Consider the following 14,329-nt stretch of genomic DNA (forward strand, 5'->3'; position numbering starts at 1 on the left):
AGACTTAACAAAAGATTTAGAACTCAAATGATACCTTTGATTTCTAAACAAAATTGCACCACAATGAATCTTAACACAGCCAAAGTATTGATCACAGGAGGTAATTCGGGTATTGGTAAAGCTACTGCCAAATTACTGAAAGAAAAAGGAGCCCAAGTCGTGATCTCCGGAAGAAATGAAAACACCTTACAACAAGTTGCACAAGAACTTGGTGTACAGTATATAAAAGCCGATGTCACTCAAGAAAATGAAGTGACAAATATGGTCGAGGAAGCAAAAGAAAAAATGGACGGTTTGAATGTATTGGTCAATAATGCTGGATACGGTTATATTGCCAAACTTGTAGATATTGAAGCGGATAAATTTACCGATCAGTTTAAAACTAATATCCTAGGAGCTGCACTTTGTGCAAAAGCATCGGCAAAACATTTTGTAGATCAACAATACGGTAACATCATTAATATTGGATCTACCTCTTCATTAAAAGGATCGCCTACCGCTTCACCCTATGTAGCTACCAAATTTGCTCTAAGAGGAATGACCGAGAGTTGGAGAAATGAACTACGTCCTCATAATATCCGAGTAATGCAAGTCAACCCTAGTGAGGTGATGACCAGCTTTGCTGACAATCGAGTAGACAATAATCCTACAGAGAAAAAATATACTGAAGCCGAACAAAACACCAAGTTAAGAGGCGAGGAAATAGCGCATACGATTTCGAGTCTTTTGGAGATGGATGATCGCGGCTTTATTACCGAGGCGACTGTATTTGCTACAAATCCTAAAGTATAATCTTTAGGATTCTTTGATCAATACTTTCGAAGAGGTTTGGGGTTTTGTTTTTAGGTAATGAAAAAGCACCAAAACGAAAATGAGTAAAAATATAACAGTACCTATCTTAAATACGGCAGTTTGAATACTTTCAAACAGCGTGCCCCCGAGCACCAAACCAAAAATACTAGCCAAACTTCCCATGCTATTGCCATAGCCTTGTATTACTCCTTGTAGCTGATTATTACCGGTTTTTGCCAATATGGATAAAAAATTGGGCCACATTAACCCATTCCCTAAAGAAAGTAGGGTGATACCTACGTATAATAGGATGATATTTTGATAGGTCAGTAAATAAAAACTACAACCCAATAACAAAGTTCCTATTAAAATACAACTTATACCTGAAACTTTACCGGATAAAAAAGACAATAATGGTCCTTGTACCAAAATCATAATAATGCTGGAATAGGCCAAAAATATCCCCAGTTGTATGGATGACCATTCCAAAATGGATGAAGCATATATCGGTAAACCCGCATAGAAGAAACTAAATGCCAAAAAAGTTAGAAAATATACCGCATACAGCAAAGGAATCTTTTCTATTTTCAATATGGTCCAAAATGATGTTGAAGCTGATGTATCCTCCCCCTCTCCCGAAGTATTGTAGCACTCCTTATGCTCGACCTGAAAAAAACGTCGAAACGATCGCAAAGAAACAGAACCCGTATCTACTACACAGGGATTACTTTCTGGCAAACGAATAGCGATTACAAAAATAGCAATCAAAGATATCAGGCTAGCCAATATGATTGGCAGGGCTTCTTCTAAAACCGTAGATGCCAAAATACCTGCTACAGCAGGGCCGAGTACAAAACCTAAACTAGTCGAAGCCCCCATCATACCAAAGTTCTTATCCCGGTTCTCATCTGTTGAAATATCCGACAAGTATGCATTTGCCACCGAAACATTCCCCCCAGTAAATCCATCAAAAATCCTGGCAACAAAAAGTAGCAGTAAAGGCAAGGTCATTGCATAGTTTCCAGTAATTTCTGAATCTGTTACCCATAGATTCATTTTAGGCAATATAAATGCGAGCAAAAACAATGACCAGGCTATAAAAGTACCTGCCTGACTAATAATCAATACTTTCTTTCTTCCTATTTTGTCTGACAATCTTCCGAGTATCGGAGCTCCTATAAACTGAAATAAGGGATACATTGCACCCAGGATTCCATAGATGAAACCGTTTCCTCCAAAATCAAGAACAATAAAAATCAGAATAGGAATTACGATACTATATCCAAGTACTCCTATAAAGTTAACCAGAAGAATAGGAAAAATGGTTCTATTGAGAAAGCTGAAACCCACCATATAAAGATAGTATCATTTCTGAAAAAAGATGTTAAGCCGACGCTAATAATTGTATCAGCCCATGATCTTTACCAACAACTCCTTTAAGATATCTCCCTGAGATAAATTGGCCGCACCTACTCCCTTCCCTTTTACATCCGCATCTCTGAGTGTTGCGATAATGGCACTCACCCTTTTCATAGGATAGTTATGCGCCGCTTCAGAATAGTCTTTTACAAAATACGGATTGATTCGAAGTGAACTGGCCACATTACGTTGAGACTTATCCGACAGACCATGATACTGCAATACCTGAGAGAAAAAACTATACAATAGGGATATGGTAACTACAAGAGGATTATCCTTAGGATTCTGAGCAAAGTAATTAATGATCCTATGCGCCTTCACCACATTTCGAGATCCAATAGCTTTGCGCAATTCAAAATTATTAAAGTCCTTACTGATCCCAATATTTTCTTCAATTTGATCGGCTGTAATTTGTTGCCCTTTAGGAATGATCAACTTTAATTTTTCGAGTTCATTGTTAATCTTACCCAAATCTGTCCCTAGAAATTCTACCAACATTTGAGCTGCTTTGGGTTCGATAGCGTATTTAGAACCCGATAGTACCCTTCTAATCCAATCTGCTACTTGATTTTCATATAACTTTTTACTCTCGAAGAGCAATCCATTTTTCTGAATGGCTTTGTATAATTTCTTTCGTTTATCGATGGTTTTGTATTTGTAGCACATCACCAAAACTGTAGAAGGTTGCGGTTGCTCTACATAACTAACCAATTTTTCTATAGTACGAGAGAGATCCTGAGCTTCTTTAACAATAACCACTTGTCTCTCGGCCATCATTGGGAAACGCTTGGCATTCGAAACGATATCATCGATACTTACATCTCTGCCATACAGCACCATTTGATTGAATCCCTTCTCTTCTTCGACCAATACATTTTTTTCGATAAACTCTGATATTTTATCAATATAATAGGATTCTTCACCCATCAAAAAGTAGATCGGTTTTATATTCCCGTTCTTGATATCGGTTACAATTTGTTTTACTTCGTCCATTCAGAAAAAATCATCAAATTTGCATCATGCAAATGCCAAAATTAAATTTTCCGGCGTATCAATTTCGATTCAAAAGTAGCGAAAATAAAGTTTCTATTTTTGACCGAATTCGTAAAAAATTTATTGTACTCACCCCAGAAGAATGGGTGAGACAACATACGGTACATTATCTGATTGAAGACAAGAAATATCCAGAAAGTTTGATGAATGTCGAAAAATTGATCAAAATACATGATCTCAACAAACGATATGACGTCATCATCTACAATCCAGATGGTTCTATTCTATTAATTGTCGAATGTAAATCCAATACCGTAAAGATCACCCAAGAGGTTTTTGATCAAATCGCAAGATATAATTTGGCCCTCAAAGCACAGTATTTAATGATCACCAATGGGATTCATCATTACTATTGCCAAATGGATTATGAAAATGAGCAATATACTTTTCTAAAAGATATTCCAGATTATTAAAAATAAAACCTATTAATTTGCATCCGTGAATGTAGCAGTAGTCATATTAAATTGGAATGGAAGATCCTTGCTAGAACGCTTCTTACCTTCGGTAGTAACAAATTCTGAAGAAGCAACCGTATATGTCGCTGATAATGCTTCTACTGATGACTCAGTAGATTTTGTTTCTAAAGCATATCCCGAAGTAAAAATAGTTCAGAATACAGAAAATGGAGGGTATGCCAAAGGATATAACGATGCGCTTTCCAAAATTGATGCTGATGTATATTGTTTGCTAAACAGTGATGTAGAAGTTACTGCAAACTGGCTAACTCCAATTGTTAGTGCTTTTGAACAATCTGAAGATATCGCTGCCGTACAACCCAAAATCTTGGATTGTAAAAAGAAAACTCATTTTGAGTATGCTGGTGCTGCAGGAGGATATATAGACAAGCTAGGGTATCCATATTGCCGTGGTCGAATATTTGACACCATCGAGAAAGATGAAGGCCAATACAATCAAGATGTAGATATTTTTTGGGCCAGTGGAGCCTGTTTGTTTATTCGAAAGACCGTTTTTGAAGAGGCAGGTAAGCTAGATGAAGACTTTTTTGCCCATCAGGAAGAAATTGATCTTTGTTGGAGAATACAAAATATGGGATATCGTATCCGATATATAGCGAATTCAACAATTTATCATTTGGGAGGGGCAACTTTGGATACGATGAACCCAAAGAAAACTTATCTCAATTTTAGAAACAATTTGTACCTACTTTTGAAGAATGTGAGTGCAAAAAGATTACTGGGTATTTTACTTATTAGATTGATATTGGATGGATTAGCAGCGTTGAAGTTTCTTATGGAAGGAAAACCATCACATTTGGTTTCTATTTTGAAGGCGCATATTAGCTTCTACCTGAATTTTAACACTTTTATTAAAAAAGGCAAAAAACTTTCCAAAACGGGGAAATATTATTCAATTTTTTCCGTTGTATGGCAGTATTTTATTTTAAAACGTAAACATTTCGACCAATTATAAGGTTATATAATAAATTATTGTTAACGATCTCGTAATACGTCACAATTTTAATAATTTTGAGTTTATATAACCAAGAACAAGACTAAAAACAGATTTTCTAATGAAAAAAGTAATGATTATTGGCGCCTCTATGGCAGTATTATTATCTTCTTGTGTATCACAAAAGAAATTTGCTGATTTAGAAGCCAAACAAAAAGAAACTGAAGACCTATTAAATACAGCAACTGTTAAGTTAAATAGTTGTCTTGAGGAAAAAGCGAGTTCATCTTCTCAGCTTAAAGTACTTCAAGATCAAGTATCCAACCTAAAGAACCAAAATTCTGCATTATTAAATAACGTTGGAAACTTGGCTACGCTTTCTACAAAAGAGGCTGAAAACCTTGAGAAGTCTTTAGAAAGTATCAAAGAAAAAGATCTTCAGATAAAAACAATGCGTGATGCGATCACTAAAAAAGATTCGGTAACATTAGCATTGGTAACTAGCCTTAAAGGAGCTTTAGGTAACTTAGCAGACGAGGATATCGAAGTTAATGTTGAAAAAGGAGTGGTATACGTATCTATTTCTGACAAACTTTTATTCAAAAGCGGAAGCTACAATGTATCTAGCAGAGCTCGTGAAGTATTAGGTAAAGTGGCAAAGGTTGTTAACGACAAGCCAGACATCGAGTTCTTAGTAGAAGGACACACTGATAATGTGCCAATCAAGAACAAAGTACTTCTAGATAACTGGGATCTTAGTGTAAAACGTGCTACATCTGTAGTAAGAGTATTACAAAAAGATTTCAAAGTAGATCCAAAGCGTATGACTGCTGCTGGACGTAGTTACTATGTTCCTGTTTCGGACAACGCTTCTGAAGCAAACAGAGCGAGAAACAGACGTACCAGAATTGTAGTACTTCCAAAACTTGATCAGTTCTACAACATGATCGAAGACGGAATGAAAAAAGCAACGCAAGGAGGAAACTAAAAAGTTAATTCCTAATACATACAAAAAGATCATCCGCTGGATGGTCTTTTTTTGTTAGTATTGTTATACCATCATGAATAAGTTACTTCTATCTTTATTATTTCTTTTTTGCTTTATTGTAAAAACTTTTGCTAGTCCAGAAAACCTTTGGCGGTTCAAAGTTCAAATTGAAACAAAAGATAACAAAACGCTTAATGGTTACATCTACCCTTCTATCATTTTTGGATCTAAAAACTACAACCCAGATCAAGAAGAATTTATTCAATATGCCAAAAGAGCTTTTGCTAATAACACCATTACGATCTATTCTGAAATTAAAGTCGTAAAAGTAAAGGAAGTACTGGATATAGATTTTTCTTCTGATCAATTAGCCAGTAAGTTATCTATAGATAAAATTAGATCAATTTCAATTCTGGAAGCATTAGAATATTTGTCAGCATATCGTCTTCATATTATTGATGAAACTTCTTTTCAACGACTCCAAACAGCTACTCTTGAAATACAAGAAATTTATAATCCTAATTTTGTCGAACACTGCAGCATCATGCTACTTAGTAACACTAAAATGGATAGTTTAAAAGCACATAAGGATCAAATAGCACTTGATTTGGCAGCAATATTAGAGGCTACACCAGAAGAACCTGATCAAAATGCGCGAATAAACAATTACTTGACCAATAAGAAAAAAGAGCTAAACAAAGAGCATATTCTACTTTTTACATATTGCGAAATTTTATAAAATAAAAAAGGCGCTACAATACTGCAGCGCCTCTTTTTTGTGGTTATAAAACAATCAAATACTAATTTCTTTTACAAATGTTCTGTCTTTAAGTGAAAAGTAGATCACATATTTTCCTGCAGGTACACCCGCAAAATTGTAAGCTCTTTGGAAGATACTTACGTTCTCATCTACATTTTCTTCCATCAACATCACCCCTTCATTATCATAAATGGTTACCTGAAGCGGAGACTTGTCTGTTTTGGTAAGCAAAACCTTGGCAATAGCATTTTCTACCTGAACCTTTGGTTTAAAAACCGTTACCGCAGAGTTGTGGATCAAAGCAATTCCTTTTTGGTTCTTAACCACAGGCGTTACTTTTACATCGTATTCTGTTTCTGTTTCTACAAAGTAGATCCCATTTTCTACAGCGCCAAGGTTAAAGTACTTTCTGTATGCTGGCATTGCGTCCAAGGTTACATTAAAAAGTATGGTTCCAGAATAATCCTTGAGATATAGTTTCTGTCCTTTACTTATATTCGCTAACGATACATTGATCGTAGAAGAGTTCTCAATTTTTACAGATAAAACATCTGAAGCTTTTACAGAAGTGCTGAAAAAAATAGCACTTACAAGCAGGCATACGTTAATTACTCTTTTCATAACTTTCTAGTTTATAGTTGTTAATAATTTCTGGTACAAATGTATGGTGAGGATTTCTTCTGAAACACAACTATATTTGCACATATATATGCTATTTTAACCACATGTAGTACTGACAAACCGTAACCGAGTTAATTTAACATATTTTTTATGGTGACTTTGCAATACTTTAACAAAAAAAATATCATATTCGTTTAAAATTGGAGTTGCAAAACTATTGTCCCTAAAATAATACGCTCATGTTAGCCAAAAATGTAAAACCGTCCTTAGAAAAAATAGTTCCGGAGTTTGGTAGCTCCTTATACTATCAAACCTTCTCTGAAAAAAACAAGAATAAAGCTCCCGTATGGCACTACCATCCTGAAATTGAAGTAGTATATGTAAACGGTGGAACCGGAAAAATGCAAATAGGAAGTCATATGTCTTATTATAGAAACGGTGCTCTTATGCTTATAGGTGCTAATCTCCCTCATTGTGGTTTTACTGATGGAATGACTGGTAATCGTAGCGAAACTATCATACAAATGCTCCCGGATTTTTTGGGGAACTCCTTTTTTGAAGTACCAGAAATGAATGCCATTGGAAAACTTCTGGAGCAGGCCAAAAAAGGGATTATTTTTCATGGTGATACCAAACGGAGAATAGGAAACCAAATAGAAGGATTAAAACATCTTGCCCCTTTCGAAAAATTGATTGGATTTCTTCAGGTATTACGAGAAATGGAAAAAACAGATGATTATACCATACTCAATGCTGAAGGGTTTATGATAGAAACCGAATTACAGGATAACAATCGTATAAACCTTATTTTTAATTTTGTTCAAGAAGAATTCCGTAGACACATTACCTTAGAAGAAATTGCTGACAAAGTAAGTATGAGTGTTCCTGGGTTTTGCAGGTATTTCAAAAAAGTAACCGGAAAAACATTCACCCAATTTGTTAATGAGTATCGCTTGGTACATGCAGCAAAACTATTGCACGAAAAACAAACCAGCATCACAGATATCTGCTATGAAAGTGGTTTCAGTAATTTTTCTCATTTCAGTAAGTTATTCAAGCAATTTTCTGGTAAGACTCCCAGTATGTATCGCAACGAATTGAAGTATGTGATTTCGTAAATTTAGATGATATCAATCACTCCTTTGCCTTCTCGTATCAAAACAGGCTCGTCTGCTGTTAGATCAATAATGGTAGAAGGTATATTATCACCATATCCTCCATCGATAACCATATCCACCAATTGATCCCATTTTTCTAATATCAATTCTGGATCTGTAGTATATTCGATCACTTCATCTTCATCATATATTGAAGTAGAAACGATCGGGTTACCTAATTCTTCAACAATTGTCGTACAGATATTGTTATCGGGAATTCGTATTCCAACGGTTTTCTTTTTTTTAAAAACAGTAGGCAAATTATTACTACCTGGTAAAATAAAAGTATAGGGACCGGGCAAAGTACGTTTCAAAAGTTTAAAAGTAGTATTATCAATTTGACGTACATAATCCGATAGATTACTCAAATCTTTACATATGAATGAAAAATTAGCCTTCTCGAGTTTCACTCCTTTAATTTTGGCAATCTTTTCCAGTGCTCTATTATTGGTAATATCGCACCCCAAACCATATACCGTATCTGTTGGATAGATGATTATTCCTCCATTACGCAAACAATCCACTACCTTTTGTATTTCTCGTGGATTCGGATTTTCATTATATAGTTTTACAAATTCAGCCATAAAAAGAGTGATGTCTTCTGCAAGTTACGCAATAATACTGCCAAAGCATTGTAGTCGGAGCAGAAAAGCGTTAAAGTACTTTCAGTTTCGCGAAGCGAAGTAATAATTTCTTAATTCCGCCTTTTTCAAAATGAATTTCGGCCTTTTTATCCTGGCCAACCCCTTCAATTTTCAGTATTTTTCCTCTTCCAAACCTCATATGTTCTACAGCAACTCCTGGGATAAGCTCCTCATTAAAGAGATTAGTCTTAGGCTCTTCATCAGCACCATTCGAAATAGGTTTCAGCTTCCTAAGTTTTCTTAACTGCTCTTCATTGGGTTTATGTGCTAAAGGAGGTGTTCCCGAAACAGGTTTCTTTAACCTTAGTTTACTTTTATCTACTTCTCCAAAAATATCAGCATCGATCAAAGGCTTATATCGGTATCCCTCTACCGGAGTGATATAATCTATATATTGATCATCAATCTCTTCAATAAATCGACTAGGTTCTGCGTCTACCAATTTCCCCCATCGATATCTGGATTGAGTGTATGTTAGATAGGCTTGTTTCTCTGCTCTGGTTAGCGCTACATAAAACAGCCTTCTCTCCTCTTCCAACTCACTTCTGGTGTTCATACTCATCCCAGAGGGGAACAAGTCTTCCTCCATCCCTACTATATATACATAGGGAAACTCTAATCCTTTGGCCAAATGAATCGTCATTAATGCTACCCGATCATCATCTCCCTTATCCTGATCCAAATCGGTAGCCAGGGCTACATCTTCAAGAAATTCGGTAAGAGAACCTGTAGCATCTGCCAACTCTCTTTGGCCTTCTACAAAATCCCGAATACCATTTAATAGTTCTTCGATGTTCTCTATTCTGGCAATTCCTTCTGGTGTTCCATCTTTTTTAAGTTCTTGAAGTAATCCGGTTTTTTTGGCTACCATCTCCGCAATGGTAAAGGCATCAGCGGTTTCATTGGTGATTTGAAAACTCTTGATCATGTTCATAAAGTTTTCTAATCGTGTTTTCGTTCCACTGTTGATTTTAAGATTAATTCGATCCAGATTCTGTATGACTTCAAAGATAGTACGATCATAGTGATTGGCAGCAACCACAAGTTTATCGACCGTAGTCGCTCCTATCCCTCTAGCTGGATAATTAATTACCCTTTTTAGCGCCTCTTCGTCTTTAGGATTAATTACCAAACGTAAATACGCCAATACATCCTTGATTTCCTTACGCTGATAAAACGACAAACCACCATAAATACGGTACTTGATATCTCGTTTTCTAAGGGCATCTTCTATCGCTCTGGATTGGGCATTGGTTCTGTATAAAACCGCAAATTGACCATTAGATAGTTGATGCTGCATCTGATTTTCGAAAATAGAACTTGCCACATATCTACCCTCATCACCATCTGTTAACAATCGATTTACGATAATTTTGGGCCCCGGTTCGTTGGCGGTCCAAACCACTTTATCTAATTTGGTTTTATTCTTATCAATAATCGAGTTTGCTGCTTCCACTATATTACGAGAAGATCTATAATTTTGCTCTAATCGATATTGCTGCACATTGTCATAATCTCTTTGAAAATTCAGGATATTATTAATATTGGCACCACGAAAAGCATAAATACTCTGGGCGTCATCTCCTACCACACAAATATTTTGAAATTTATCCGAAAGGGCACGTACAATAAGATACTGAGAGTGGTTTGTATCCTGGTACTCATCTACCAATATGTATCTAAATCTGTTTTGATATTTGGCCAATACATCTGGATATCTATTTAACAGCTCATTGGTTTTCAATAATAAGTCATCAAAATCCATGGCACCAGCCTTAAAACATCTTTCCACATAGTTTTGATAGATCTCCCCCATCCTTGGTCTTTTTGCCATGGCATCTGCCTCTACCAATTCTGGATTCTGAAAATATGCTTTAACGGTAATCAGGCTGTTTTTGTAAGATGAGATCCTAGAATATACCTGCTTGTATTTATAGATATCTTTATCTAATCCCATTTCTTTTATGATGGAGGCTACCAATCGTTGTGAATCTTGCGTATCGTAGATTGTAAAATTCGAAGGGTACCCTAACTTATCGGCCTCAAATCGTAAAATTTTTGCAAAAATCGAATGGAAAGTCCCCATCCATAAATTTTTGGCTTCACTTGTACCAACAATATCAGCAATACGCTTTTTCATTTCACGCGCCGCCTTATTGGTAAATGTCAAAGACAATATGTTAAAGGAATCCACTCCCTGATACATCAAATATGCTATACGGTAAGTAAGCACACGTGTCTTTCCTGATCCAGCTCCTGCGATCACAATCATAGGTCCTTCTTTCTGAAGAACCGGGGCCCTTTGGGCATCATTCAATTCAGCTAAATACTCTTCCAATCCTAACTATTTTTTTAAAAGCGAAATTTAATCAAATGGGTACGTTTATCGAAGCACAACTCACTTTTTTTGTAAACAAAAGACAGTCAATAACTTTAGGTGTAATCCTAGCCAAACCAAATGATCTCTGTAAAAATCAATCTACTTTCTTTTTGTTTTTATAGAGTAACATCTCATCAGCAATGTTTTTAAAAGACATATTTTTCCTACATGTTAATAAGTTTTGAATCAATTTATTAGATAAAACGCAATTTTTTAAGATAAAAATTATATATTTAAGAACTTTTAGAAGTAAACACAAACTTAATCTAAACCTAATATTATGGCCCCAACTATGAATGTTCAGATTATTGAAAAAGAACAAATTAAATTTTTGAGATTCCCAAAAGAAGATGTACTCAACAAAAGAAAAGATCAAATTGATCGGTTTCTTGAACTGCAAAGAGCTCTTTCTTTAGGAAACTTAGAACATCAAAAAGTAAAAATCATTTTTGTAGATGATAAAGGATTCAAGAAAGTAGAAACTACTATCTGGGGAATAACAGATAAAGAAGTTATCCTAAAACAATCCACCATTATTCCTTTGGAAAGAATTATCAGCATTTCTTAACCAGATATGATATACTGCTGTTCTACCAGAAATGTAGTCAATGAAAACATAAAGCCCCATTATTTTGTGACTTATAAAGACGTATTCTCATTCAGAATACGTCTTTGCTAATTAAAATCATACAAATACTAAAAGATAAATGAATATTTGCACACTAAAACTTTATTTATATAGTTTTGCTATAAAAAGTAATCTACACCCCTTTTACTAAATAACCTATGAAAAAGAATCCTCTAATGCGTCTAATGCTATTGACCTTACTCGTCAATGTCTTCTTAACCTATGGACAATCGAATGACCCAATTCTTATTTCTGAAAATAAAGAAACGTTCGTAAACAATATTATAAATCAAAAAAGTGATGCTCCCACAAGAATAAAGATTTCTAAGAATAAATTTCTTGATTTGAAATTGAATCTTAAGAATCAAAAAGGAGATAATTTATCACTGATTGGAATTGTAAACAACGATCGTTTGTCAACATTTTCTCTAGAAAAAACGAACAATCAACTGACGGGTGAACTTTTACTAAAAGGTTCTAAAAAGGCTTATAAATTTAGCACGGATAATCAAGGAAAGGTATTTTTAACCGAAACCGATATTCATGATGTACTTTGTGTTGACTTTGAAAGTCTTGTTGTTGATGAGAAAAAAACAACTGGAGCTAGTGTAAAAATGAATCTTCAACTTGAAAGTTTACCTGGCGCAGAAGGTATCATTTACCTCGATTTTGATGGTGAAGTTGTTACTGGTACCAGATGGGTAGGTGGAGATACGATCAATGCAGAAGCGGCTAATTTTACCGATCAGCAAATTATTGAGATCTGGAAATTAATGGCTGAAGATTTCAGACCATTTAATCTTAACGTTACCACTCGAAGAGATCTATTTGATGCCTCTCCTATCAATAGAAGGATGATGGTTATATTTACACCTACCAAAGATGCATCCCCAGATGCAGGAGGTGTTGCATATCTTCGATCTTTTTCATCAAATACGTTTGATGATCCTTGTTGGGTTTACAATATAAGATCTGTAAGAGCTGCAGGAGAAACGGGATCTCACGAAGTTGGTCATACGCTAGGTTTGTCTCACGACGGACAAGGAGGTACAGAGTATTATAGAGGTCATGGAACTTGGAGCCCTATTATGGGATGGAGTGTAAATAGACAAATAGGACATTGGAGCTTAGGAGAATATGAAAATGCAACTCAAGATCAAGATGATATTGCCATTATGGCGGACAATAGAAATGGTGTTGGTTTTAGAAATGATGATCATGCTGACATTATCACTGAAGCTACATTGATTCAAGTTACCACTGATGGTGTAGTAAACACGGATCAAAATTTTGGATTTATCGGACAAAGAACAGACAAAGATGTTTTTTCTTTTGTAACGGAGACCGGAGATGTAACTTTTAATTTTGAACCAGATCCTGATTATCCTAATTTAAATATACAGGCTAGAATTTTAGATGCTTTGGGAGAACAAGTTGCTTTTTCTGACCCTTCTGGCCTAAGTGCATCAATAAGCACAAATTTACCTGGCGGAACATATTTTATAGAAATTGATGGTGTGGGCGAAGGAAACACTTTCGAAGGATATTCTGACTATTCTTCTTTAGGGAGTTATTACATTTCAGGAAATTATATTCCTGGAGATAATAATCAACCACCTGTAGCTAATTTTGAAGGCACCAAAATGGGATGTTCTCTTGTAGAATTTAAAAATTTGTCCATCAATAGAGTAAATTCGTATTTATGGGATTTTGGAGATGGAACTACTTCTAACGAACAAAACCCATCACATACCTATAATACAGCAGGAAACTATACAGTTTCTCTTACGGTTACCAATGATGTTGGGGCCAATACCAATGAGAAAAATAACTTTATAGAAATCAATATACCAGATGTACCAACTGGGGACGATCAGAATATTTGTCCCGGAGAATCGGTAACATTAAGTGTATCAGGAAATAGTGACTTCACTTGGTATAGTGAAGCTACTGGAGGAATAGCCCTTGGTTTTGGCGCTGAATTTAATACTCCAGAACTCGATGCTACACAAACCTATTATGTAGGTGGTTCTATTGGTCAATGTAATACTGAGACCCGAACAGAAATTAGAGCTGTAGTAGTACCGTTACCTGAATCCCCAACTATCACCGTTAATGAAGCACAACGTCTATCCGTACCGGCCCAGTATACTAACTATCAGTGGTATTTGGATGGTGAAGCTCAGGAAAGTAGTGATCAAGCCGAATATCTGCCACAACAAATTGGTGACTATACGGTAGAGGTATTCAACGAAGCTGGATGTAGTGTGGTTTCTGCTGCGTTTACAGTAGATCGATCGCAACTTAATTTAAGTTTAGACAATAGAGAATTTTCTTTCTTCCCTAACCCTCTTAAGTCTGATCAGTTATTGAATATTGAAGGAACAACTGCAAACGATTTTGATCTTCGTATTGTAGATGTTTTAGGGCAAATTGTGTATCAGTCTGAGCCCAACGAAATTTTGGATCTTAACGAT

At 35.5% G+C, this 14,329-nt stretch carries 13 protein-coding genes; 8 read left to right on the plus strand and 5 right to left on the minus strand.

The window, feature by feature from the left end:
• The first annotated feature begins 63 nt into the window (after nucleotides 1-63).
• Nucleotides 64-792, plus strand: coding sequence for an SDR family oxidoreductase (locus tag ACXAGJ_RS03340; RefSeq protein ID WP_474837100.1), 729 nt, complete (start codon nucleotides 64-66; stop codon nucleotides 790-792).
• Between the two features lie 3 nt (nucleotides 793-795).
• On the opposite strand, the gene ACXAGJ_RS03345 is transcribed toward ACXAGJ_RS03340, so the two are convergent.
• A complete protein-coding gene (locus ACXAGJ_RS03345; RefSeq protein WP_474837103.1) occupies nucleotides 796-2,145 on the minus strand; it encodes an MFS transporter in 1,350 nt (449 codons plus the stop codon).
• Nucleotides 2,146-2,199: 54 nt separating this feature from the next.
• The gene (gene holA, locus ACXAGJ_RS03350; RefSeq protein ID WP_474837105.1) at nucleotides 2,200-3,204 is read right to left on the minus strand and encodes a DNA polymerase III subunit delta; all 1,005 of its coding nucleotides are present in this window, start codon (nucleotides 3,202-3,204) and stop codon (nucleotides 2,200-2,202) included.
• 32 nt (nucleotides 3,205-3,236) lie between these two features.
• On the opposite strand from holA, the gene ACXAGJ_RS03355 reads away from it, so the two are divergent.
• From ACXAGJ_RS03355 to ACXAGJ_RS03370, 4 genes are all read left to right on the plus strand, one after another.
• On the plus strand, nucleotides 3,237-3,677 hold the full coding sequence (locus tag ACXAGJ_RS03355; RefSeq protein WP_474837107.1) for a type I restriction enzyme HsdR N-terminal domain-containing protein: 441 nt from the start codon (nucleotides 3,237-3,239) through the stop codon (nucleotides 3,675-3,677).
• Between the two features lie 25 nt (nucleotides 3,678-3,702).
• Complete coding sequence (locus ACXAGJ_RS03360; RefSeq protein ID WP_474837109.1) at nucleotides 3,703-4,695, plus strand: glycosyltransferase family 2 protein; 993 nt, start codon at nucleotides 3,703-3,705, stop codon at nucleotides 4,693-4,695.
• A 100-nt stretch (nucleotides 4,696-4,795) separates the two neighbouring features.
• Nucleotides 4,796-5,662, plus strand: coding sequence for an OmpA/MotB family protein (locus ACXAGJ_RS03365; RefSeq protein WP_073314199.1), 867 nt, complete (start codon nucleotides 4,796-4,798; stop codon nucleotides 5,660-5,662).
• A 73-nt stretch (nucleotides 5,663-5,735) separates the two neighbouring features.
• Nucleotides 5,736-6,401 (plus strand): hypothetical protein, encoded by a 666-nt coding sequence (locus ACXAGJ_RS03370; RefSeq protein WP_474837111.1) that lies wholly within the window; start codon nucleotides 5,736-5,738, stop codon nucleotides 6,399-6,401.
• Between the two features lie 54 nt (nucleotides 6,402-6,455).
• Here the strand turns inward: ACXAGJ_RS03370 and ACXAGJ_RS03375 are convergent, their stop codons facing one another.
• The gene (locus ACXAGJ_RS03375; RefSeq protein WP_474837112.1) at nucleotides 6,456-7,043 is read right to left on the minus strand and encodes a hypothetical protein; all 588 of its coding nucleotides are present in this window, start codon (nucleotides 7,041-7,043) and stop codon (nucleotides 6,456-6,458) included.
• A gap of 239 nt (nucleotides 7,044-7,282) precedes the next feature.
• Here ACXAGJ_RS03375 and ACXAGJ_RS03380 point away from each other — a divergent pair, with 239 nt between their 5' ends.
• Nucleotides 7,283-8,161 carry an AraC family transcriptional regulator gene (locus tag ACXAGJ_RS03380; RefSeq protein WP_474837114.1) on the plus strand — a complete coding sequence of 293 codons (879 nt, stop codon included), beginning with the start codon at nucleotides 7,283-7,285 and terminating at the stop codon, nucleotides 8,159-8,161.
• 2 nt (nucleotides 8,162-8,163) lie between these two features.
• On the opposite strand, the gene ACXAGJ_RS03385 is transcribed toward ACXAGJ_RS03380, so the two are convergent.
• Complete coding sequence (locus ACXAGJ_RS03385; RefSeq protein ID WP_073314207.1) at nucleotides 8,164-8,784, minus strand: L-threonylcarbamoyladenylate synthase; 621 nt, start codon at nucleotides 8,782-8,784, stop codon at nucleotides 8,164-8,166.
• A 70-nt stretch (nucleotides 8,785-8,854) separates the two neighbouring features.
• Entirely contained in the window at nucleotides 8,855-11,182 is a 2,328-nt protein-coding gene (locus tag ACXAGJ_RS03390; RefSeq protein WP_073314209.1) for an ATP-dependent helicase, read from the minus strand.
• Nucleotides 11,183-11,504: 322 nt separating this feature from the next.
• Between ACXAGJ_RS03390 and ACXAGJ_RS03395 the strand changes: the two genes are divergently transcribed.
• Nucleotides 11,505-11,792 carry a hypothetical protein gene (locus tag ACXAGJ_RS03395; RefSeq protein WP_244548113.1) on the plus strand — a complete coding sequence of 96 codons (288 nt, stop codon included), beginning with the start codon at nucleotides 11,505-11,507 and terminating at the stop codon, nucleotides 11,790-11,792.
• 218 nt (nucleotides 11,793-12,010) lie between these two features.
• Nucleotides 12,011-14,329, plus strand: a 2,319-nt coding sequence (locus ACXAGJ_RS03400) for a PKD domain-containing protein (protein ID WP_474837117.1), incomplete at its 3' end; no start/stop codon positions are given.

The sequence above is a fragment of the Aquimarina sp. AWH4_224 genome, from assembly GCF_056160245.1.